We start from the raw sequence: 21,307 nt of genomic DNA, 5'->3' as shown, positions 1-21,307 counted from the left end.
CACGACCTCGCGTGTCTCTGCGGCGGCTCGCGGCGACGGCATCCGCCTACGATGGGTGAGGTGACTGTGCGCCTAGATGACCTGCCTCTTCGCGACGACCTCCGGGGGATGACCCCGTACGGCGCCCCTCAAGCGGCCCTGCCCGTCGCGCTCAACGTGAATGAGAACACTCATCCCGTTCCGCCCGAGGTCGCCGACGACATCCTGGATGCCGTGGCCCGGGCCCTCCGCGACGTCAACCGGTACCCCGACCGTGAGTTCACCGGTCTCCGGGAGGCCTTCGCCGGGTACCTCGGCAACGGTCTGACGCCGGAGCAGATCTGGGCCGCGAACGGCTCGAACGAAGTGCTCCAGCACATCCTTCAGGCGTTCGGTGGGCCGGGTCGTACAGCGATGGGGTTCGCTCCGACGTACTCGATGTACCCGATCCTCACGCGTGCGACCGGCGCGCGCTGGGTCGCGGGCACGCGTGCGCACGACTTCTCGCTGAGCGCTGAGGCGGCCGCCGCACAAGTGCGCGAGCAGCGCCCCGACATCGTCTTCCTGTGTGCTCCGAACAACCCCACGGGCACGCCCCTCCGACTCGATGTCGTCGAAGCGGTCTACGACGCCACCGACGGCATCGTGATCGTCGACGAGGCATACGAGGAGTTCGCGCCGCGCGACGAGGCCTCTGCGGTCTCGCTCCTGCCGGATCGCCCGCGTCTGGTCGTCTCGCGCACGATGAGCAAGGCGTTCGCCTTCGCCGGTGCTCGCGTGGGGTACCTCGCGGCGGACCCCGCTCTCGTCGACGCCCTGCGTCTGGTTCGGCTGCCGTACCACCTGAGTGCGCTCACGCAGGCGGCGGCGACGGCAGCGCTCCGTCACGCCGACACCATGTTGTCGATGGTCGACGAGATCGTCGCCCAGCGCGACCGTATCTCGGCCACCGTCTCGGCGCTCGGGTACACCGCGCACGAGACGTGGACGAACTTCGTGCTCTTCGGTGGGGTCGACGACCCGCAGGCGACGTGGAAGGCGCTGTACGACCGGGGTGTCCTCATCCGCGACGTCGGAATCCCCCACCACCTGCGGGTGACGGCGGGCACGGCCGACGAGACCACCGCGTTCCTCGACGCCCTCGCCTCGGTAGGATCGCGGTCATGACCGGCCCCGCCACGCCCCGTACCGCGTCGATCGCCCGCGAGACGAGCGAGTCGCGCATCGAGCTCGAACTCGACCTCGACGGCCGCGGCGCGAGCGACATCCAGACGACGGTGCCCTTCTTCGACCACATGCTCACGGCCTTCGCGAAGCACTCGCTGACCGACCTGCGCGTGCGAGCGACCGGCGATACCCACATCGACGCCCACCACACGGTCGAGGACACGTCGATCGTCCTCGGTCAGGCCATTCGCGAGGCCCTCGGCGACAAGTCGGGCATCGCCCGCTACGGCGACGCGCTCGTCCCCCTCGACGAGGCCCTCGCGCAGGCGGTGGTCGACATCAGCGGCCGGCCGTACCTCGTTCACGCCGGTGAGCCCGCGGGCTTCGAGCACCACCTCATCGGGGGGCACTTCACGGGTTCTCTCGTCCGTCACTCCTTCGAGGCCATCTCGATCCACGCCGGCCTGACCGTGCACGTGCGCGTCCTGGGTGGCCGCGACCCGCATCACATCGCGGAGGCCGAGTACAAGGCGCTCGCGCGCGCCTTCCGTCAGGCGAAGGCCCTCGACCCATTGGTCGACGGCATCCCGAGCACCAAGGGGGCGCTGTGACGGCCAAGCCCATCGTCGCCGTCCTCGACTACGGTTCCGGGAACGTCCACTCCGCCGTCAAGGCGCTGATCGAGGCCGGCGCCGACGCGCGGCTGACCTCCGACCGGTCCCTCCTCCTCGACGCCGACGGGCTGCTCGTGCCCGGGGTGGGCGCTTTCAGCGCGGTCATGGACGCGCTCAACGGCAGCCGCGGAGGCGAGATCATCGACCGGCGGCTCGCCGGCGGACGTCCGGTGCTGGGCATCTGCGTCGGCATGCAGGTCATGTTCGAGCGGGGCATCGAACGCGGGGTCGACACGGCTGGTCTGGGGGAGTGGCCGGGGACGGTCGCCGAGCTGGAGGCCCCGGTACTCCCGCACATGGGCTGGAACACCGTGGCATCCGGAGACGGCTCGCGCCTGTTCGACGGGATCGAGAAGGAGCGCTTCTACTTCGTGCACTCCTACGCGGCACAGCAGTGGTCGCTCGAGGTCACGGCTCCGTTCCCCGAGCCCGTCCTGACGTGGTGCACGTACGGGGCGCCGTTCCTCGCGGCGGTGGAGAACGGCCCGCTCGCGGCGACGCAGTTCCATCCCGAGAAGTCGGGCGAAGCCGGCATCCGGCTCCTGGCCAATTGGATCGACGGGCTGCGCACGACTACTGTGTGACCTCGTGCCCAGGCTCGGCGAGATGCGCCGGGGGGTGCGAGGAGCCATGAACGATTTCGCGTCCACGCCCGAACTTGTGCTGCTTCCGGCGGTCGATGTCGCCGACGGCAAGGCCGTCCGACTCACCCAGGGAGAGGCCGGCACCGAGACCAGCTACGGCGATCCCGTCGACGCCGCGGCCGACTTCGCGCGTCAGGGTGCGCAGTGGATCCACCTCGTCGACCTCGACGCCGCCTTCGGTCGCGGGAGCAACGCGAACGTGATGCGCAAGGTCATCAAGCAGGTCAAGGGCGTGCAGGTCGAGCTGTCGGGCGGCATCCGTGACGACCGTTCGCTCGAGGCGGCGCTCGAGAGCGGAGCGAGCCGCATCAACCTCGGCACCGCGGCTCTCGAGAACCCCGAGTGGGCCGCGGACGTCATCAACCGCTACGGCGAGGCCATCGCCGTCGGACTCGACGTGCGTGGTACGACGCTGGCCGCTCGCGGCTGGACCCGTGACGGCGGCGACCTGTGGACGGTCCTCGAGCGCCTCGAAGACGCCGGCTGCAGCCGCTACGTCGTCACCGACGTGACCAAGGACGGCACGCTCCGGGGCCCGAACATCGACCTGCTGCGCGAGATGACGCAGCGCACGCCGAAGCCGATCGTCGCCTCCGGCGGCGTCTCGAGCCTCGACGACATCGCCGCGCTCCGCGAGCTCGTGCCCCTCGGCGTCGAGGGTGCGATCGTCGGCAAAGCGCTCTACGCGGGCCAGTTCACGCTCGCTGAGGCACTGGATGTCGCCGGACACTGACGACCCGCACGTCCACGACCCGCACGGCGACGACCCGCACGGGAACGGCTCCCCGGGAGCCGGGGGCCACGCGGACTCGGCCGGTGTCCCCTGGGAAGGGCGCAGCTTCCAGGCGAATCCGCACTCCGGTGACGACGGATCGGCCGATCCCGCCCTCCTGGCGGCGCTCCTGGCGTTCCGCTCCGGCGAGGGCGATGCACGCGCGATCGTGGACGCCTATCGCGACGCGCGCCTGCTGATCCCGCTGGTCGCCGAGAAAGGCGATCACGGCATCGGCGCGCACGGCCTCGAGGTCGACAAGACCCAGGAGCTGTCGATCGTGACGGTCGCGGCACCCGACGGCCGCAAGGTGCTCCCGGTGTTCACGTCCGTCACGGCGTTGCAGACGTGGGATGCCACGGCCCGCCCCGTCCCCGCGGACGGGAGGCGCACGGCTCTCGCCGCAGCGTCGGAGGACACCGACCTCGTCGTCATCGACCCCGCCTCCGAGACGGAGTTCGTCCTCCGGCGTCCCGCGGTCTGGGCCATCGCTCAGGGTGAGGCGTGGGAACCCGCGCACACGTCGCCGACGATCTTCACGGGCCTGCAGGAGAGCATCTCGGGTGAGCTCGCCGTGCTCGACCTCGCTGTCGAGTCGGGCGATCCCACCGGCCGCCTGCGCGGACCGGAGCTCGTCGTGCACCTCCAGTTGATGTCGGGCCTGGAGCAGGAGGAATTGGACGCCGTGCTCGCGCGGATCGCCCGCCGTTGGTCGGCCGACGACCGCATCGCCGTCCTGGTCGACTCCCTGACGGTCAAGCTGCACCGCAGCGCCGACGCCTGAGCGCTGCTCCCTCGTTCGAGGTCACCAGAACAGGGGATGCCACGGCAACAGGCCGTTTCCGGCTCGATCGCCCTGTTCTCGGGGGATGCCCTGTTCTCATGACGGACCCTGTCCCGGCGGCGCCGTGAGGCGCCGCGTGCGGCCCCGGGTGAGGGGTGTCTTTCATACCCCCGCGGGTGTCACGGAGGAGCCGTCCTGCGGCACGGGGCGCAGTGATGCCTCTTTCATATCCCGCGGGTGTCTCGGAGGAGTTGTCCTGCGGCACAGGCGAAGGGGTGCCCCTCTTCCCAGGCAATCGGGGTAGGGGCCCTGCTCTTGCCTGGGAAGAGGGGCACCCCGTAGCCGGTACCCCCAGAACGAACGACCTACGTGACGGGACCCGTCCACTTCTCGCCCGGCCCCTTACCGATCGGGTCTTGAATGGTCGACGCCTCGCGGAATGCCAGCTGCAGCGATCGCAGTCCGTCGCGGAGCGATCGGGCGTGCATGTCGCTGATCTCGGGGGCGCCGGCGGTGATGAGTCCGGCGAGGGCGTTGATGAGCTTGCGGGCTTCGTCGAGATCGAGCTGCTGGGCGGGATCGTCGGCCAGACCGGTCTTGACGGCGGCGGCGCTCATGAGGTGCACGGCGGCCGTGGTGATGACCTCGACGGCGGGCACGTCCGCGATGTCGCGGGTCGCGGACGACGCCGCGCGCTCCTGCTCCTCCCAGCGGGCGAGACGCTCGTCGTCGGCTCCGTGGCGGTGCGCGGTGTGGTCGTCGGCGGGCTGGTCGGAGGGGATCGTGTCCACGTGAATCTCTCTGCTAGACTATGGCGGGCTTCGGAGTGTCTCACTCCGTACGAAAGAGGATCACATCCCACCCGCGCTTGCCGCTCCAGGCTACCGGGTTCCCGCACTCCGCTCCGTTTCGCACGGGGTTGCTCGGGTGCAGAAGCCGGTGCCGAAAGCACCGTGCCGGGTGGCGTGTCTCTCCTCTTCGCCCGCGATTCCGATGGATCGCGGCGGCCACCACCCGTATGAAAGAGGAGTTCCGCATCAGCGATCCCCGCACCAACGAGCGCATCCGAGTCCCGGAGGTCCGTCTCGTCGGACCCAACGGCGAGCAGGTCGGCATCGTCCGAATCGAAGCTGCGCTGCGCCTGGCCCAGGAAGCGGACCTCGACTTGGTCGAGGTTGCGCCGAGCTCGAAGCCGCCCGTGGTCAAGATCATGGATTACGGCAAGTTCAAGTACGAGGCCGCCCAGAAGGCCAAGGAGACGCGCCGCAACCAGGCGAACACCGTCCTCAAAGAGGTGCGGTTCCGCCTGAAGATCGAGGCCCACGACTACATCACCAAGCTCAAGCGCGCCGAGGGATTCCTTCAGGCGGGCGACAAGGTGAAGGCCATGATCCTGTTCCGCGGTCGCGAGCAGTCGCGTCCCGAGCAGGGTGTGCGTCTGCTGCGCAAGTTCGCGGAAGACGTGGCCGAGTTCGGCACCGTCGAGTCGAACCCCACGATCGACGGCCGCAACATGGTCATGGTGGTCGCTCCTCACAAGAACAAGTCCGAGGTCAAGACCGAGCAGAACGCGCAGCGCGCGGCGAACCGCGAGGCAGCGCGCAGCGCCGCCCGCGGCGACTCGGCCTCGGAAGAAACGCCCGACTCGGCCCCCGCCGAGTAAAGCTCCCCAGACTCCCGCTCCGGCGGGAACACCAACGAAGGAAGACAGATGCCGAAGCAGAAGACCCACTCGGGTGCCAAGAAGCGCTTCAAGCTCACCGGTAGCGGCAAGCTCATGAAGCAGCAGGCCGGCATGCGCCACAACCTCGAAGGCAAGGCGTCGAAGCGCACCCGTCGCCTGAACCAGGAGCAGGTCCTGGCCAAGGGCGACTCGAAGGTCGCCAAGAAGCTCCTCGGTCTCTGAGCGCCGACGCACGTTAGGAAGAAACAGAAATGGCTAGAGTCAAGCGGGCAGTAAACGCCCACAAGAAGCGTCGCGTCATCCTCGAGCGCGCATCCGGTTACCGCGGTCAGCGTTCGCGCCTGTACCGCAAGGCCAAGGAGCAGGTCACCCACTCCCTGGTCTACGCGTACCGTGACCGTCGCAAGCGCAAGGGCGACTTCCGTCGTCTGTGGATCCAGCGCATCAACGCCGCGTCGCGTCAGAACGGCCTCACGTACAACCGCTTCATCCAGGGCCTCGGCCTTGCGGGTGTGCAGGTCGACCGTCGTATGCTCGCCGAGCTCGCCGTGAACGAGCCCGCCGTGTTCGCCTCGCTGGTTCAGACCGCGAAGGCGGCGCTGCCCAGCGACGTCAACGCTCCGAAGTCCGCGTAATACGCGACCTCGTCCGAACGGGCGTCCTCTGCGGAGGGCGCCCGTTCGTCGTTTCTGCGCGGCATCCCGGGGTGCATGCCGCTGACGCCATACACTGAGGACGTGCTCGAGAACCCCCGTTCGCCGCGGGTGCGCGCCGTGGCGAAGCTCAGCAAGCGCGCCGCCCGTCACGAGACCGGCCTGTTCCTCTTGGAGGGCCCTCAAGCGGCGCGAGAGGCGCTGGCCTGGGCGCCCGAGACGGTGGTCGAGCTGTACGCGACCCCGACCGCCCTCGAGAAGCACACCGACGTGCGCGACGCGGCCGAGCAGGCGGGGATCGATCTGCAGTACACGACCGAAGCCGTCCTGGATGCCATGGCCGACACGGTCACACCGCAGGGCATCGTCGCCGTGGCGCGGCAGGCGCCGACCGCGCTGAAGGACGTGCTGTCCGGCCAGCCTCGGTTGATCGCGATCTGCGAGGAGGTGCGCGACCCCGGCAACCTCGGCACGATCATCCGCGCCGCCGACGCCGCAGGCGCCGATGCGGTGGTGCTGACGGGGCGCACCGTCGACCCCTACAACCCGAAGGTCGTGCGCTCGACGACCGGATCGCTATTCCACCTCCCCGTGGCCGTCGACCTCGAGCTCGCCGATGTGGTCGCGCGGGTGCACGAAGCCGGCATGCGCGTGGTCGCCGCCGATGTCGATGGCGACGATTTCCTGGCATCCCGTGATCTGCTCGCCGAACCCACGGCGTGGTTGTTCGGCAACGAGGCCCGGGGTCTCGACGAGACGGCCCTCGCCCATGCCGACCTGTCCCTGCGTCTTCCGATCTACGGCCGTGCGGAGTCTCTGAACCTCGCCACGGCGGCGAGCGTGTGCCTGTACGAGACCGCTTTCGCGCAGCGCGCGGGCTGATCGGGCTGTTACAGAACGGTTAAGGCGTGCGTTCCGGTGTGGTCGCCGGAGCGTCGCTCTCATAGGGTGAACGCATGGCATCCGTTCCCCCGGCGGGCTCCGAGCCCCTCGTCGTCGTCTCCGATGTGCAGAAGCACTACGGCCAGTTCCAGGCGCTGAAAGACATCAACCTCACCGTCGACCGCGGCGAGGTCGTCGTCGTGATCGGTCCCTCCGGATCCGGCAAGTCGACCCTGTGCCGCACGATCAACCGGCTCGAGACGATCACGAGCGGTTCGATCACGATCGACGGCGCCCCCCTTCCCGAGGAAGGCAAGGGGCTGGCGAAGCTGCGTGCCGATGTCGGCATGGTCTTCCAGTCGTTCAATCTCTTCGCGCACCTGACGATCCTCGAGAACGTCACGCTCGGGCCCCTGAAGGTTCGCAAGCTCAAGAAGGCGGATGCCGAGAAAGAGGCGCGGGCGCTCCTGGACCGCGTCGGTGTCGGTCACCAGGCCGACAAGCTTCCTGCGCAGCTCTCCGGCGGTCAGCAGCAGCGCGTCGCGATCGCGCGCGCGCTGGCCATGAAGCCGAAGGTCATGCTCTTCGACGAGCCGACCTCGGCGCTCGATCCCGAGATGATCAACGAGGTCCTCGACGTCATGGTGGGACTCGCGAAGGACGGCATGACCATGATCGTCGTCACCCACGAGATGGGCTTCGCGCGCAAGGCTGCGAACCGTGTGGTCTTCATGGCCGACGGGCAGATCGTGGAGCAGGCCGCTCCCGAGCAGTTCTTCACCAACCCGCAGTCCGACCGCGCCAAAGACTTCCTGTCGAAGCTCATCACGCACTGACCTGAAACGGCGACGGACAAGGAGGTTCTCTCGCCCACTCGCGTCACCCCCCCCGGCCGACCCGAACGCGCCGTCATCGACCCTTATCCGCACAGCACACGTAACCAAGGAGACATCACATGCGTAAGACACGTACTCTCACGGGCCTCGGCGTCCTCGCCGCGAGCCTGCTGGCCCTGACGGCTTGCAACAGCGGCACCCCCGGCTCGCCCGACGCCGGTTCCGACGGCGGCAGCAGCAGCGACGCCCCCGTCTACGGCGCGGTGGCCACCGACGTCACGATCGACGGCAGCCCCACCTTCGAGAAGATCACCTCGGCCGGCAAGGTCGTCATCGGCGTCAAGGAAGACCAGCCCGGCCTCGGCTACCTCGACCCGGTCACGGGCGAGCGCAAGGGCTTCGACGTCGACGTCGCCCGCTGGATCGCCGCCTCGCTCGGCTACGACCCCGCCGACACTTCGAAGGTCGAGTACAAGGCCATCGCCTCGGCGAACCGCGAGCAGGCCATCATCAACGGTGACATCGACTACTACGTCGGTACCTATTCGATCACCGACAAGCGCAAGGAGCAGATCGCGTTCGCGGGTCCGTACTTCCTGACCGGTCAGGGCCTGCTCGTCGCGGCCGACAACGACACCATCACGGGCAAGGACTCGCTGACCGCCGAGACCACCGTCTGCTCGGTCACCGGTTCGACGCCGATCCAGCGCATCCGCGAAGAGACACCCGCCAAGGTCGTCGAGTTCGACACGTACTCGCAGTGCGTCGAGAAGCTGAAGAACGGCGAGGTCGACGCGGTCACCACCGACGAGGCCATCCTCCTCGGCTACGCCGCTCAGGACCCCGACAATCTCAAGATCGCGGGTGAGCCGTTCAGCGAGGAGCGCTACGGCGTCGGCCTCGCCAAGGGCGACACCGCTTTCCAGGAGTTCGTGAACACCATGTTCACCGACGGCGGATCCACCTGGGAGGCCATCTTCGAGAAGAACCTCGGCGCCTCGGGCGTCAAGGGCGAGCAGCCGGCGGTCGACCCCGTCAGCTGAGCCCGTTGTGCGGGCGGCGACGAATCGCCGCCCGCACGCACCCCGCTCGACAGACGGACGCTCGACCGGCGCCCGACAGAACAGAACGGACACCATGCGGTGAATCAGATCTTCGACTACCCCGACCTGTGGGCACAGGCGCTGTGGGGGACCGTCGTGCTCTTCCTGGGCGGCGGTCTGATCGCGCTCGTGCTGGGGTTCATCGTCGCGGCGATGCGCGTGTCGCCCGTCCCGATCGCGCGTGCGGTCGGCGCGGTGTACGTGAACTGGATCCGCAACACCCCGCTGACGCTCGTCCTCTTCTTCTTCGCGTTCTGCGTGCCGCTGCTCATCGACGTCCCGCGCGGCAGCTTCCTCGTCCTCGCCGTCTGCGGTCTCGGCATCTACACCGCGACCTACGTGGCCGAGACGATCCGTTCCGGCATCAACACCGTCCCCGTGGGCCAGGCCGAAGCCGCCCGCGCCCTGGGGCTCGGCTTCGGCCAGGTGATGACGCTCGTCGTGCTCCCGCAGGCGACGCGCTCGGTGATCCCGCCGATGATGAGCGTCTTCATCGCTCTGCTGAAGAACACCACCGTGGCCTCGGGCTTCTCCGTGGTCAATCTCGGCAACATCCGCGCCGTCATGAGCGAGAACGGCGAGAACCAGCTGATGACGATCGTCCTGGTCATGGCCGTGTTCGTTCTGCTGGTGCTCGTGCTGTCGGCCCTGCAGCGCGGCGCTGAGAAGAAGTGGAAGGTGGCCCGATGAGTTCCTCCGTTCTCTACGACCTCCCCGGTCCCCGCGCGCGGCTGCGCAACCGCCTCCTCGGCGCCGCCACGCTCGTGCTCGTCGCCGCCGTCATCGGTTTCGTCGTCTGGCGCTTCGTCGACACGGGGCAGTTCTCTGCGGCCAAGTGGAACGTCTTCACCTACAGCGCGATCTGGGTGCGCTTCGGCGAGGCGACGCTCGCTACCCTGGCCGCCTTCGCGGCCGCCGCGGTCGGCGCGGTCGTCCTGGGGTTCATCCTCGCGATCGGGCGTATGTCGGATCACGTCTGGGTCCGGATGCCGGTCGGCTGGATCGTCGAGCTGCTCCGTGCGGTCCCGGTGCTCATCTTCATGCTGCTGCTGTACTACGGCCTACCCGTCGTCGGCATCAAGATGTCGTCGTACTGGGCCGTGGTGATCGCCCTCATCGCCTACAACGGCTCGGTGCTCTCCGAGGTCATTCGCGCCGGCGTCGAGTCGCTGCCGCGTGGGCAGAGCGAGGCCGGCTACGCGATCGGTCTGCGCAAGTCGGGCGTCATGCGGTTGATCCTGCTGCCGCAGGCGATCCGCGCCATGCTCCCCGTGATCATCGCGCAGCTGGTGGTGACCCTGAAGGACACCGCGCTCGGCTTCATCATCACCTACCCCGAGCTCCTGTACTTCGCGCGCCTTCTCGGCTCGAACGGCGAGTACGGCTCGCCGCTCATCCCCGCCGCGATGATCGCGAGTGTCATCTACGTCGCGATGTGCCTCGCGCTGTCGTACATCGCCCACCGCGTCGAGATCGGTCTGCGGCGTTCGCCGAAAGCCACCCGCGTCGCCGGGGCGGAGCCTCCGGGACAGACCGCGACCGACACCGAGCTGATCGTCGCGCAACGCGGCCTCGGCAAGTACGACGCGTCCGGGCTCTGAAACCGCAGCGCCCGAGTACCGACGGGCGGGGGAGTGTCCCCGCCCGTCGGTAGACTCTCATCTCGTGTCCGACGCTCCCGAGATCACCCCCGAGGCCGTCGCCTCCGCCGTCGAAGCCGCTCTCGCGGCCATCGCCGCGGCCGCGACCACGGCCGACCTGAAAGCCGCCCGCGCAGCTCACACCGGTGAGCAGTCCGCCCTCGCGCGACTGAACGCCCAGATGCGCCACGTCGCCCCCGACCAGAAGGCGGCGTTCGGCAAACTGGTGGGCCAGGCCCGCGGACAGGTCAACCAGGCCCTCGCCGCGCGGGAAGCCGAACTGGCCGAGGCGGAGATCGCCGCGCAGCTGGAGGCCGAGCGCATCGACGTCACGGCTCTGCCGCAGCGCGCCCGCGTGGGAGCGCGGCATCCCATCTCCCTCCTTCAGGAGCAGGTGTCCGACATCTTCGTCGGCATGGGATGGGAGATCGCGGAGGGCCCCGAGCTCGAGCACGAGTGGTTCAACTTCGACGCGCTGAACTTCGACGTCGACCACCCGGCGCGGCAGATGCAGGACACGTTCTTCGTCGACCCCGTCGCCCGCCACCTCGTCATGCGCACGCACACGAGCCCGGTGCAGGTGAGGTCGATGCTCGAGCGCGACCTGCCCATCTACGTGCTCTGCCCCGGCCGGGTGTACCGCACCGACGAGTTCGACGCGACGCATCTTCCGGTGTTCACGCAGTTCGAGGGGCTCGTGATCGACAAGGGCATCACCATGGCGCACCTCAAGGGCACGCTCGACCACGCCGCGCGGGTGCTGTTCGGACCCGAGGCGAAGACGCGCTTCCGCGCCAACTTCTTCCCGTTCACCGAGCCGAGCGCCGAGCTCGACCTGTGGCATCCCACCTTCAAGGGCGGGGCGCGATGGATCGAGTGGGGCGGGTGCGGCATGGTGAACCCCAACGTCCTGCGGGCCGCCGGCATCGACCCCGAGGAGTATTCGGGCTTCGCCTTCGGCATGGGCATCGAGCGCACGCTCATGTTCCGCAGCGACGTGCAAGACATGCGCGACATGGCCGAGGGCGATGTCCGCTTCAGCGAGCAGTTCGGAATGGTGGTCTGATGCGCGTCCCGCTCTCCTGGTTGCGCGAGTACGTCGATGTGCCCGCGGATGCCACGCCCGACGACGTCCTCGCGGCGCTGGTGTCCGTCGGCTTCGAAGAAGAAGACGTGCACCGCTTCGAGCTGTCCGGCCCCATCGTCGTCGGCGAGGTGACCGAGTTCACCCCGGAGCCGCAGTCCAACGGCAAGACCATCCGCTGGTGCCAGGTCGACGTCGGCGAGGAGCACGGGGGCGTGCGCGGCATCGTCTGCGGAGCCTCGAACTTCTTCCCGGGTGACAAGGTCGTCGTGACCCTGCCCGGTTCCGTGCTGCCCGGGCCCTTCCCGATCGCCGCCCGGAAGACCTACGGTCACGTGTCCGACGGCATGATCGCCTCGGCGAAGGAGCTGGGACTCGGCAGCGAGCACTCCGGCATCCTGCGCCTGGTCGACCTCGGTATCGATGCGCCGGTGGGAACGGATGCCATCGCGCTGCTGGGCCTGGATGACATCGCCGTCGAGATCAACGTGACCCCCGACCGCGGCTACGCCCTGTCGCTGCGTGGCGTGGCCCGCGAGTACTCGCACGCCACGGGGGCCGCGTTCCGCGACCCCGGGGCGGGCCACGACGACGCGGTGGCGCGCACGCCCGCCGGCTTCCCGATCACCGTCGACGACCAGGCACCGATCCGCGGACGCCAGGGCGCGAGCGAGTTCGTCGCGCGGATCGTGCGCGACGTCGACCCGTCTCGCCCGACGCCGCCGTGGATGATCACGCGCCTGTCGCTGGCCGGCATCCGGTCGCTCGGTGTGCTGATCGACATCACGAACTACGTCATGCTCGAGCTCGGCCAGCCGATCCATGGCTACGACCTCGACCGTCTTCAGGGCGGCATCGTCGTCCGCCGCGCCGAGCAGGGGGAGAAGCTCGAGACGCTCGACGGCCAGGTGCGCACGCTCCACGCGGAAGACCTTCTCATCACCGACGAGTCCGGCCCCATCGGCCTGGCCGGCGTGATGGGCGGCGGCCCGACCGAGATGAGCGATGCCACGCGCAACGTCCTCATCGAGGCGGCGACCTTCGACCAGGTGTCGATCGCTCGCACGGCCCGTCGTCACAAGTTGCCCTCCGAGGCGTCGCGCCGTTTCGAGCGGGGCGTCGACCCCCTCGTTCCCTACGTCGCCGCGGAGCGCGTGGCGTCGTTGATGGTCGAGCTCGCGGGAGGCACCCTCGACACCGAGCTCGGCGGGTCGCTGGGCTCGTCGTACCGCCGCGACCCGATCGTCCTTCCCTCGGGCTTCGTGTCGGGCCTGATCGGCGTGCAGTACACCGACGACGAGACCGTGTCGGCCCTCCGCCTGATCGGCTGCCGGGTCGAGGAACGCGAGGGCGGATGGTCCGTCACCGCCCCGTCGTGGCGCCACGACCTCAGCGACAAGTGGACCCTCGCCGAAGAAGTGGCTCGCATCGAGGGCTACGACCGCATCCCGTCGGTGTTGCCGACCCCGCCCTCGGGTCGTGGACTGACGGGTCCCCAGCAGGGGCGTCGCCGTGTCGCGAACGCGCTGGCCGCCGCGGGGTTCGTCGAGACGCCGTCGTTCCCCTTCACCACCGAGGAGCAGAACGCGCTGCACGGATCGCCGTCGGGCGAGAAGCTGCCGAGCGTCAAGCTGGCGAACCCGCTCGACGGGCTCGCGCCGTTCTTGCGCCGCTCGCTCGTGCCCGCGTTGCTGCAGGTCGCACACCGCAACGTCTCGCGGGGGATCGTCGATCTCGCGCTCTTCGAGGTCGGCACCGTCTTCCTTCCGAAGCCGGGTGTGCAGTACGGCACCGCGTCGGTCCCGCCGCTGGCGGTGCGCCCGGATGCCGCGACCCTCACGGCTCTGGATGCCTCGATCCCGCCGCAGCGTCGTCACATCGCCGTGCTGCTCACCGGACACTCCGTGCCGAAGCAGCCCGGACAGGCAGCCGTGGCCGCCGATCTGGCCGACGCGGTGGACGCCGTCCGCGTGCTGACCGCGGCAGCGGGTCTCGACATCGAGCTCGTGCAGGCGCAGCGTGCCGCCCTGCACCCGGGGCGCACCGCTCGTGTGCTCGTCGGGGGACAGGACATCGGGTACGTCGGCGAGGTGCTGCCGACCGTGTCTGCCGCCGCCGACCTCCCGGGCCGTGTGCTGGTGGCCGAACTCGACCTCGACGCGATGCTCGACCTCGCGCAGGCGCGCGTCGTCGCGGCATCCCTCTCCGGATTCCCCGCTGCGACGCAGGACGTGTCGCTCGTCGTCCCCGCCGAGGTGGCCGCCGGCGCCGTGCGCGCGGCACTGCTCGAGGGCGGTGCGCCGCTGCTCGAGGGTGCTCGTCTCGTCGACGACTACCGCGGCTCCGGGCTCACGGAGGGCACGAAGAGCCTGACGTTCGCGTTGCGTTTCCGGGCCGAAGACCGCACCCTGACCGCAGCCGAAGCGACCGAGGCGAAGCTCGCCGGTGTCGCCGTGGCGGCTGAGCGCTTCGGAGCGGCGATCCGCGACTGAGAGAGCTCGAGACGTCACAGGGCGGGGTGTCCGCGGCGGAAGCCGTGGCATCCCGCCCTCGCTTTTCTCGACCGTCGCGACGGGTGGTCCGCGCGTTCGCCGAGGCCGCTTCGCGCACCTAGGCTGAGAGGCGCGCGGTTCACTGCGCTGTGGGCCTGCCCTCACCGCCGGTAAGGGGGCAGTCGGAAGCAACCAGCGATGAGGGCAGGACTCACAGCATAGGGCATCCTTGTCCCCCAAATGGGGGACAAGAGGGGGATTGCATGTCGTTCTCCCAGGCAGGGGACCTTTTGCGCGCCGCGCGCGCGAATTTGCCCTCGCCCTCGACGGGCGGATACTCTCGCCACATGTCGTCGATCGCCGCCACCCGCGAGGAGCTCTCCGTGAGCACCGCTGCGCTGCGCCGACGTCGGGTTGCACGCCGAGCTTCGGCGACCTCGTAGTCCGCCACCAGTCGGGCTTGCGGGCGTCGCCGCCCCGGTACGCGCTGAGTTTCAGCACCAGCCCCGACTCCTAAGGTAGATACATGACCCTCTCGGTCGCCGTTTCCGGCGCTTCCGGCTACGCGGGCGGCGAGATCCTCCGCCTCCTCGCCGACCATCCCGATGTCGAGATCCGCACGGTCACCGCGCACTCCAGCGCGGGCCAACCGCTTCTCGCCCACCAACCGCACCTCCGCTCGCTCGCGCATCTCGAGCTGCAGGCGACGACCCCCGAGATCCTGGCGGGCCACGACGTCGTCTTCCTCGCGCTGCCGCACGGGCAGTCAGCGCAGTACACCGATGCCCTGGCCGGCACCCCTCTCGTCATCGACGCCGGCGCCGACCACCGCCTCACCTCTTCTGACGACTGGGCCGCGTTCTACAGCGGCCCGCACGCGGAACCGTGGGCGTACGGCGTGCCCGAGCTGCCCACCACCGCGGGCAAGCAGCGGGAGAACCTCCAGGGCGCCACGCGGATCGCCGCTCCCGGCTGCAACGCCTCCACCGTCGCGCTCTCGCTCGCGCCGGGTGTGGCCGCGGGCGTCATCGACCCCGCAGACATCGTCTCGGTGCTGGCGGTGGGACCGAGCGGTGCCGGCAAGGCCGCGAAGACCAATCTCCTCGCGAGCGAGATCCTCGGCACCGCGAACCCCTACGCGGTCGGCGGGACGCACCGGCACATCCCCGAGATCCGCCAGGCGCTCGTCGCGGCCGGAGCGCCGGTCGACGGCATCCGGCTCTCGTTCACTCCCGTTCTCGTGCCCATGGCCCGGGGCATCCTCGCGACGTCGTCGGCACCGATCCGCGAGGGCGCCACGGATGCCGAGATCCGCGGCGCGTGGGAGGAGGCGTACGCCGACGAGCCGTTCGTAGAGCTCCTCCCGGCGGGAGTCTTCCCCCGCACGGCGGACGTCCTCGGGGCCAACGTCGCCTCGATCGGTCTCGCCATCGACCGGGCGGCGAACCGCGTCGTCGCGGTCGCTGCGGTCGACAACCTCGTCAAGGGCACGGCCGGTGCGGCCGTGCAGTCCCTCAACATCGCGCTCGGCCTCGCCGAGACCACCGCCCTTCCCCTGAACGGAGTCGCCCCGTGAGCGTGACCGCCCCCGCCGGATTCGACGCGGCAGGAGTCGCCGTCGGCTTGAAGTCCACCGGCGCGCGCGACGTCGCCGTCGTGGTCAACCGCGGTCCCCTCAAAGTAGGTGCCGCCGTCTTCACCTCGAACCGTGCGAAGGCCAACCCGATCCTGTGGTCGGAGCAGGTCGTGAAGGACGGGGTCGTGGAAGCGATCGTGCTGAACTCCGGTGGAGCCAACTGCTTCACCGGTTCGTTCGGGTTCCAGACCACGCATCAGACCGCGGAGCGCGCGGCCGAACTGCTCGGGATCGGTGCGGGAGACGTTCTCGTGTGCTCGACGGGTCTCATCGGCACCGGCGACGAGGTCTTCCGCGCGAAGGTCCTCCAGGGCGTCGAGCAGGGAGTCGCATCGCTGTCGACCGACGGGGGCGAGAACGCGTCGCTCGCGATCATGACCACCGACTCGAAGCCGAAGCGCGCCGTCCACGTCGGCGACGGCTGGTCGATCGGCGCGATGGCGAAGGGCGCCGGAATGCTGGCTCCCGGCCTGGCGACCATGCTCGTGGTCGTCACGACCGATGCGGTCCTCGATTCCGCCGAGGCCGACGCGGCTCTGCGCGCCGCGACGCGGGTCAGCTTCGACCGGCTGGACTCCGACGGGTGCATGTCGACCAACGACCAGGTGACGCTGATGGTCAGTGGGGCCAGTGGCATCCGGGTTCCGGACGACGAGTTCGCCACCGCGCTCACGGCCGTGTGCGACGACCTCGCCGCGCAGCTGCAGGGCGACGCCGAAGGGGCGAGCCACGACATCACCATCCGGGTCGTGAACGCCGAGAGCGAGACCGACGCCGTCGAGGTGGGGCGCTCGATCGCCCGCAACAATCTCTTCAAGGCCGCCATCTTCGGCAACGACCCCAACTGGGGCCGCGTGCTCGCCGCGATCGGCACGACCGAGGCCGCCTTCGACCCGTACGACGTCGACGTCTGGATGAACGGCGTGCGGGTGTGCACGGCGGGCGGCCCCGATCGCCCCCGCGAGGACGTCGATCTGACGCCCCGCGCGACCGATCTCGTCGTGGACCTCCGCGTCGGCGACGCGACGGCCACGATCCGCACCAACGACCTCACGCACGAGTACGTCCACGAGAACAGCGCCTACGCCTCATGACCCACGTCGATCTCCAAGACACCGATCCCGCCGAGGCCAGCGAGCGGGCGGTCACGCTCGTCGAGTCGCTGCCCTGGGTGCGCAAGTACCGCGACCAGGTGGTGGTGGTGAAGTACGGCGGCAACGCCATGGTCAGCGACGAGCTGCAAGACGCTTTCGCCGCCGACATCGCCTACCTGCGCTACGTGGGTGTGAAGCCCGTCGTGGTGCACGGCGGCGGCCCCCAGATCTCGTCGATGCTCGACCGCCTCGACATCCCCAGCGAGTTCCGCGGCGGCTACCGCGTCACCTCGACCGAGGCGATCAGCGTCGTGCGCATGGTCCTCACGGGGCAGATCAACCCGCAGCTCGTCGCGAAGGTGAACGCGCACGGGCCCCTCGCGACGGGACTCAGCGGTGAGGATGCCGGCCTGTTCGGCGGCCGCCGCCGCGGGGTCGTCGTGGACGGCGTCGAGCACGACCTCGGTCGCGTCGGCGACGTCGTCACCGTCGACCCGCAGCCCGTGCTCGACCACCTCGCCGCCGGTCGCGTGCCGATCGTGTCGAGCATCGCCCCCGACCTCGACAACCCCGGCACCTCGTTGAACGTCAACGCGGATGCCGCGGCCGCCGCGCTCGCGGTCGCCCTCAACGCCAAGAAGCTCGTCGTCCTGACCGACGTGCCGGGCCTGTACGCCGACTGGCCGAACCGCGACTCGCTCGTCTCGCATCTGACCTCGACCGAGCTGCGCGCGATGGTGCCGTCGCTGGAGTCGGGCATGATCCCGAAGATGCAGGCGTGCCTCGACGCCGTCGACGGGGGAGTGCCCAGCGCCGCGATCATCGACGGACGCGTGCCGCACTCGGTGCTCGTCGAACTGTTCACCAGCAAGGGAATCGGAACGGAGGTGGTCGCATGACCGCGGACACGACTCAAGAACCCACGGCGCAGCGCGCCGCCTGGCAGGACGACGCCGGACGCGACCTCGTCCGCAGCTTCGGGGATCGCCTGGCGATGTTCGTGCGCGGCGAGGGAGCCTACGTCTGGGACGTCGACGACAAGAAGTACCTCGACTTCCTGGCCGGCATCGCCGTCAACGCCCTGGGCCACGCGCACCCCGTCTTCGTGGAGGCGATCACCGCGCAGGCGTCGACGCTCGCACACGTGTCGAACTACTTCGCCACGCCCCCGCAGCTCGCGATGGCCGCACGCCTGAAGCGGCTCGCGGGAACGGGGGAGTCGGGCCGGGTGTACTTCGGCAACTCGGGAGCCGAGGCCAACGAGGCGGCGTTCAAGCTCGCGCGTCTGCACGGTCGCGGCACCGACCGCACGCGCATCCTGACGCTCACGGGCGGCTTCCACGGCCGCACGATGGGATCGCTGGCGCTCACCGGCAAGCCGGCTCTGCAAGCCGACTTCCTCCCGATGGTCCCGGGCGTCGAGCACATCGACGCCACGATCGAGGCCCTCGAGGCGGCGGTCGACGAGCGGGTCGCCGCGCTCCTCGTCGAGCCGATCCAGGGCGAGGCAGGCGTCGTCGAACTGCCCGAGGGCTACCTGCAGGCCGCGCGGGAGATCACCGCGCGTCACGGCGCGCTGCTCATCATCGACGAGATCCAGACCGGCGCCGGCCGTACCGGCGCCTGGTTCGGCTTCCAGCACGCCGGCATCGTGCCCGACGCCATCACGGTGGCCAAGGGCATCGGCGGGGGTTTCCCCATCGGTGCGCTCATCACTTTCGGCGCCGCGAGCGAGCTGTTCTTCCCCGGCACGCACGGCTCGACCTTCGGGGGCAACGCCCTCGGGACGGCGGTCGGTGGCGCCGTGCTGGAGGAGATCGAGGCATCCGGTCTCGTCGAGAACGCCGCACGTCGCGAGACCGAGCTGCGCGAGGGGATCGCCGCGCTCGGCTCGCCCCTGGTGGCCGGCGTCCGCGGGCGGGGGCTGCTCCTCGGGATCGGTCTCACGAGCCCCGTCGCGAAGGCCGTGGTGGCCGCGGCTCAGCAGCACGGCCTGATCGTCAACGCCGCGAACGACGACACGATCCGCATCGCCCCGCCGCTCACGATCGGGGATGCCGAGATCGCGGCGTTCCTCGACCTGTTCGGCGCCGCCCTCAGCACCGTTTCCGATGCCCTCATCCTCGAAGGAGCCCCCGCGTGACCCGCCACCTGCTGCGCGATGACGACCTGACCCCGGCCGAGCAGGCCGAGATCCTCGACCTCGCGATCGAGCTGAAGAAGGACCGTTGGGCGCAGAAGCCGCTCGAGGGTCCTCAGACGGTCGCGGTGATCTTCGACAAGTCGTCGACCCGCACGCGCGTGTCGTTCGCGGTCGGTATCGCCGACCTCGGTGGGTCGCCGCTGATCATCTCGACCGCGAACAGCCAGCTCGGCGGCAAGGAGACCCCCTCCGACACCGCGCGCGTGCTCGAGCGGCAGGTCGCCGCGATCGTGTGGCGCACCTATGCGCAGGCGGGCCTGGAGGAGATGGCGCGCGGAACGCGTGTGCCCGTCGTCAACGCGCTGAGCGACGACTTCCACCCCTGCCAGCTCCTCGCCGACCTGCTCACGATCCGCGAGCACAAGGGCGAGCTGAAAGGCCTGACGCTGTCGTTCTTCGGCGACGGGCAGAGCAACATGGCCCACTCGTACGTGCTGGCGGGCGTGACGGCCGGTATGCACGTGCGCGTCGCCGCTCCCGCCGATTACGCCCCGCGTGCCGACGTGATCGCCGACGCCGAGCGCATCGCCGCGGAGACCGGCGGATCGATCACGCTCAGCGACGACCCCGAGGCCGCGGCATCCGGAGCCGACGTCGTCGTCACCGACACGTGGGTGTCGATGGGCAAGGAAGAGGAGAAGCTCGCGCGCATCCGGGATCTCGGCGGGTTCAAGGTCACGAGCGAGCTCATGACCCGCGCCGACGACGACGCGATCTTCATCCACTGCCTCCCCGCCGACCGCGGCTACGAGGTCGACGCCGAGGTCATCGACGGCCCGCAGAGCGTGGTGTGGGACGAGGCGGAGAACCGCCTGCACGCGCAGAAGGCGCTGTTGGTGTGGCTCCTGCGCCAGGACTGACCTCCCGGTTCAGCCGGCTCTGGGCGCGCTTCGACGGCCCGGGCCGGCTGGCCGGTGTCGACCTGGCCCGGGGCCTCGCGGTCCTGGGGATGCTGGCGGCGCACCTGCTCGACATCGACGACTTCGTTCCCAGCGAGCCGTCGTCGTGGGTCGACATCGTCAACGGGCGCTCGTCGATCCTGTTCGCCGTGCTCGCGGGCGTGTCGATCTCACTCGTCACCGGCGGAACGCGACCGGTCGAAGGGCCGCGGCGCGCCCGAGCGGCGGCCCGACTGGCTCTGCGCGGAGCGTTTCTGTGGGTGATCGGCATGCTGCTCGTGCTCACCGGGGTGCCGGTCTACGTGATCCTCCCCGCATATGCGCTGTTGTTCGCGCTGTCGCTGCCGTTCCTCGGGATGCGCCCCCGCGGGCTGTTCGTGACGGCCGGCGGGATCGCACTCGTGATGCCGTGGGTGCAACCCGTGCTCGACGCGGCCCCCATCTGGTCGGGGCGTGCGGGGGAAGAGATCGCCGCCGCGCTCGGGTGGCACTACCCGTTCCCCGTGTGGATCGCCTTCCTCCTGGCCGGAATGGGGATCGGTCGCCTCGATCTGCGGCTCCTGCCCGAGCAGGTGCTGATCCTGCTCGCCGGTGCCGCGCTCGCGCTCGCCGGGTACGGGCTCGCGCTCGTCGCGGCTCCCGCGGTTTCGGGGGATCGCTACCTCGCGGTCGTGTTGAGCGCCGAAGACCACTCGGCGGGACTCGGCGAGGTCATCGGCTCGGGCGGCTTCGCGATCGCCGCGATCGGCCTGTGCCTGCTGCTGTGCCGGACGCCGCTGCGCTGGGTGGCGGTGCCCCTGCGCGCCGTGGGCTCGATGCCGCTGACGGCGTACGTCCTGCAGCTGGTGGTGTGGGCGGTCGTGGCGCTGGTGCTGCTGGGCGACACGTCGGATCTCTGGGGGATCCGGGCGCTCGGTCTGTTCGAGCCGCTCACGCTCGGCCTGATCGTCGGCTGCACCGTGTGGGTGCTGACGGTGGGCCGCGGGCCCCTGGAGACGATGATCGACGCGGTCGTGCGGTTCGTCGTCGGGCGGGATGCCGCGACGCCAGCCACGCGCTGAGCCTGCGGGCCCGTCGTCAC

At 69.7% G+C, this 21,307-nt stretch carries 22 protein-coding genes; 21 read left to right on the top strand and 1 reads right to left on the bottom strand.

Annotated elements, in window-relative coordinates:
• Nucleotides 1-51 precede the first annotated feature (51 nt).
• The 5 genes from PIR02_19660 to PIR02_19640 are packed head-to-tail and all read left to right on the top strand — an operon-like array spanning nucleotide 52 to nucleotide 4,020.
• A complete protein-coding gene (locus tag PIR02_19660; protein ID WZH36938.1) occupies nucleotides 52-1,146 on the top strand; it encodes a histidinol-phosphate transaminase in 1,095 nt (364 codons plus the stop codon).
• Nucleotides 1,143-1,757: an imidazoleglycerol-phosphate dehydratase HisB gene (hisB, locus tag PIR02_19655; GenBank protein WZH36937.1), complete on the top strand. Its 615-nt coding sequence runs from the start codon at nucleotides 1,143-1,145 to the stop codon at nucleotides 1,755-1,757. The genes PIR02_19660 and hisB overlap by 4 nt, the downstream gene beginning before the upstream one ends.
• The gene (gene hisH / locus PIR02_19650; protein WZH36936.1) at nucleotides 1,754-2,404 is read left to right on the top strand and encodes an imidazole glycerol phosphate synthase subunit HisH; all 651 of its coding nucleotides are present in this window, start codon (nucleotides 1,754-1,756) and stop codon (nucleotides 2,402-2,404) included. The genes hisB and hisH overlap by 4 nt, the downstream gene beginning before the upstream one ends.
• A 46-nt stretch (nucleotides 2,405-2,450) precedes the next feature.
• The gene (priA, locus tag PIR02_19645) at nucleotides 2,451-3,197 is read left to right on the top strand and encodes a bifunctional 1-(5-phosphoribosyl)-5-((5-phosphoribosylamino)methylideneamino)imidazole-4-carboxamide isomerase/phosphoribosylanthranilate isomerase PriA (protein WZH36935.1); all 747 of its coding nucleotides are present in this window, start codon (nucleotides 2,451-2,453) and stop codon (nucleotides 3,195-3,197) included.
• Nucleotides 3,181-4,020 carry an SseB family protein gene (locus PIR02_19640; GenBank protein ID WZH36934.1) on the top strand — a complete coding sequence of 280 codons (840 nt, stop codon included), beginning with the start codon at nucleotides 3,181-3,183 and terminating at the stop codon, nucleotides 4,018-4,020. The genes priA and PIR02_19640 overlap by 17 nt, the downstream gene beginning before the upstream one ends.
• 365 nt (nucleotides 4,021-4,385) lie before the next feature.
• Here the strand turns inward: PIR02_19640 and PIR02_19635 are convergent, their stop codons facing one another.
• Nucleotides 4,386-4,802: a DUF1844 domain-containing protein gene (locus PIR02_19635; GenBank protein ID WZH39050.1), complete on the bottom strand. Its 417-nt coding sequence runs from the start codon at nucleotides 4,800-4,802 to the stop codon at nucleotides 4,386-4,388.
• A gap of 236 nt (nucleotides 4,803-5,038) precedes the next feature.
• Between PIR02_19635 and infC the strand changes: the two genes are divergently transcribed.
• From infC to PIR02_19555, 16 genes are all read left to right on the top strand, one after another.
• Entirely contained in the window at nucleotides 5,039-5,683 is a 645-nt protein-coding gene (gene infC, locus PIR02_19630) for a translation initiation factor IF-3 (GenBank protein WZH36933.1), read from the top strand.
• A gap of 48 nt (nucleotides 5,684-5,731) precedes the next feature.
• A complete protein-coding gene (rpmI, locus tag PIR02_19625) occupies nucleotides 5,732-5,926 on the top strand; it encodes a 50S ribosomal protein L35 (GenBank protein WZH36932.1) in 195 nt (64 codons plus the stop codon).
• Between the two features lie 29 nt (nucleotides 5,927-5,955).
• Nucleotides 5,956-6,339 (top strand): 50S ribosomal protein L20, encoded by a 384-nt coding sequence (gene rplT / locus PIR02_19620; protein WZH36931.1) that lies wholly within the window; start codon nucleotides 5,956-5,958, stop codon nucleotides 6,337-6,339.
• Between the two features lie 102 nt (nucleotides 6,340-6,441).
• On the top strand, nucleotides 6,442-7,239 hold the full coding sequence (locus PIR02_19615; protein ID WZH36930.1) for an RNA methyltransferase: 798 nt from the start codon (nucleotides 6,442-6,444) through the stop codon (nucleotides 7,237-7,239).
• Nucleotides 7,240-7,313: 74 nt separating this feature from the next.
• On the top strand, nucleotides 7,314-8,075 hold the full coding sequence (locus PIR02_19610; protein ID WZH36929.1) for an amino acid ABC transporter ATP-binding protein: 762 nt from the start codon (nucleotides 7,314-7,316) through the stop codon (nucleotides 8,073-8,075).
• 119 nt (nucleotides 8,076-8,194) lie between these two features.
• Nucleotides 8,195-9,118, top strand: a complete 924-nt coding sequence (locus tag PIR02_19605; protein ID WZH36928.1) for a glutamate ABC transporter substrate-binding protein — start codon at nucleotides 8,195-8,197, stop codon at nucleotides 9,116-9,118.
• 99 nt (nucleotides 9,119-9,217) lie between these two features.
• Entirely contained in the window at nucleotides 9,218-9,868 is a 651-nt protein-coding gene (locus PIR02_19600) for an amino acid ABC transporter permease (protein WZH36927.1), read from the top strand.
• Nucleotides 9,865-10,779, top strand: coding sequence for an amino acid ABC transporter permease (locus PIR02_19595; protein WZH36926.1), 915 nt, complete (start codon nucleotides 9,865-9,867; stop codon nucleotides 10,777-10,779). Before PIR02_19600 ends, PIR02_19595 begins: the two co-directional genes overlap by 4 nt.
• Nucleotides 10,780-10,843: 64 nt before the next feature.
• Nucleotides 10,844-11,884, top strand: coding sequence for a phenylalanine--tRNA ligase subunit alpha (gene pheS / locus PIR02_19590; protein WZH36925.1), 1,041 nt, complete (start codon nucleotides 10,844-10,846; stop codon nucleotides 11,882-11,884).
• Nucleotides 11,884-14,394, top strand: coding sequence for a phenylalanine--tRNA ligase subunit beta (pheT, locus tag PIR02_19585; GenBank protein WZH36924.1), 2,511 nt, complete (start codon nucleotides 11,884-11,886; stop codon nucleotides 14,392-14,394). Before pheS ends, pheT begins: the two co-directional genes overlap by 1 nt.
• 526 nt (nucleotides 14,395-14,920) lie before the next feature.
• Complete coding sequence (gene argC, locus PIR02_19580) at nucleotides 14,921-15,970, top strand: N-acetyl-gamma-glutamyl-phosphate reductase (GenBank protein ID WZH36923.1); 1,050 nt, start codon at nucleotides 14,921-14,923, stop codon at nucleotides 15,968-15,970.
• Nucleotides 15,967-17,124 carry a bifunctional glutamate N-acetyltransferase/amino-acid acetyltransferase ArgJ gene (gene argJ / locus PIR02_19575; GenBank protein ID WZH36922.1) on the top strand — a complete coding sequence of 386 codons (1,158 nt, stop codon included), beginning with the start codon at nucleotides 15,967-15,969 and terminating at the stop codon, nucleotides 17,122-17,124. The genes argC and argJ overlap by 4 nt, the downstream gene beginning before the upstream one ends.
• Entirely contained in the window at nucleotides 17,121-18,023 is a 903-nt protein-coding gene (gene argB, locus PIR02_19570; GenBank protein WZH36921.1) for an acetylglutamate kinase, read from the top strand. The genes argJ and argB overlap by 4 nt, the downstream gene beginning before the upstream one ends.
• Nucleotides 18,020-19,267: an acetylornithine transaminase gene (locus tag PIR02_19565; protein WZH36920.1), complete on the top strand. Its 1,248-nt coding sequence runs from the start codon at nucleotides 18,020-18,022 to the stop codon at nucleotides 19,265-19,267. Before argB ends, PIR02_19565 begins: the two co-directional genes overlap by 4 nt.
• Complete coding sequence (argF, locus tag PIR02_19560; GenBank protein WZH36919.1) at nucleotides 19,264-20,187, top strand: ornithine carbamoyltransferase; 924 nt, start codon at nucleotides 19,264-19,266, stop codon at nucleotides 20,185-20,187. The genes PIR02_19565 and argF overlap by 4 nt, the downstream gene beginning before the upstream one ends.
• Nucleotides 20,166-21,287, top strand: coding sequence for a heparan-alpha-glucosaminide N-acetyltransferase domain-containing protein (locus PIR02_19555; GenBank protein ID WZH36918.1), 1,122 nt, complete (start codon nucleotides 20,166-20,168; stop codon nucleotides 21,285-21,287). The genes argF and PIR02_19555 overlap by 22 nt, the downstream gene beginning before the upstream one ends.
• Nucleotides 21,288-21,307: the final 20 nt, after the last annotated feature.

Origin of the sequence: Microbacterium enclense, from assembly GCA_038182865.1 — a bacterium.
Lineage (GTDB): Bacteria > Actinomycetota > Actinomycetes > Actinomycetales > Microbacteriaceae > Microbacterium > Microbacterium enclense_B.
Note: the sequence above shows the minus strand (reverse complement) of the source record. Positions and strands in the feature narration are given on the sequence as shown.

Excerpts from the sequence above, each read along its gene's own strand:
- PIR02_19660 (WZH36938.1), top strand. The coding sequence starts at position 52 with ATGGGTGAGGTGACTGTGCGCCTAGATGACCTGCCTCTTCGCGACGAC.
- hisB (WZH36937.1), top strand. The coding sequence starts at position 1,143 with ATGACCGGCCCCGCCACGCCCCGTACCGCGTCGATCGCCCGCGAGACG.
- priA (WZH36935.1), top strand. The coding sequence starts at position 2,451 with ATGAACGATTTCGCGTCCACGCCCGAACTTGTGCTGCTTCCGGCGGTC.
- PIR02_19640 (WZH36934.1), top strand. The coding sequence starts at position 3,181 with ATGTCGCCGGACACTGACGACCCGCACGTCCACGACCCGCACGGCGAC.
- infC (WZH36933.1), top strand. The coding sequence starts at position 5,039 with ATGAAAGAGGAGTTCCGCATCAGCGATCCCCGCACCAACGAGCGCATC.
- rpmI (WZH36932.1), top strand. The coding sequence starts at position 5,732 with ATGCCGAAGCAGAAGACCCACTCGGGTGCCAAGAAGCGCTTCAAGCTC.
- rplT (WZH36931.1), top strand. The coding sequence starts at position 5,956 with ATGGCTAGAGTCAAGCGGGCAGTAAACGCCCACAAGAAGCGTCGCGTC.
- PIR02_19610 (WZH36929.1), top strand. The coding sequence starts at position 7,314 with ATGGCATCCGTTCCCCCGGCGGGCTCCGAGCCCCTCGTCGTCGTCTCC.
- PIR02_19605 (WZH36928.1), top strand. The coding sequence starts at position 8,195 with ATGCGTAAGACACGTACTCTCACGGGCCTCGGCGTCCTCGCCGCGAGC.
- PIR02_19595 (WZH36926.1), top strand. The coding sequence starts at position 9,865 with ATGAGTTCCTCCGTTCTCTACGACCTCCCCGGTCCCCGCGCGCGGCTG.
- pheT (WZH36924.1), top strand. The coding sequence starts at position 11,884 with ATGCGCGTCCCGCTCTCCTGGTTGCGCGAGTACGTCGATGTGCCCGCG.
- argC (WZH36923.1), top strand. The coding sequence starts at position 14,921 with ATGACCCTCTCGGTCGCCGTTTCCGGCGCTTCCGGCTACGCGGGCGGC.
- argB (WZH36921.1), top strand. The coding sequence starts at position 17,121 with ATGACCCACGTCGATCTCCAAGACACCGATCCCGCCGAGGCCAGCGAG.
- PIR02_19565 (WZH36920.1), top strand. The coding sequence starts at position 18,020 with ATGACCGCGGACACGACTCAAGAACCCACGGCGCAGCGCGCCGCCTGG.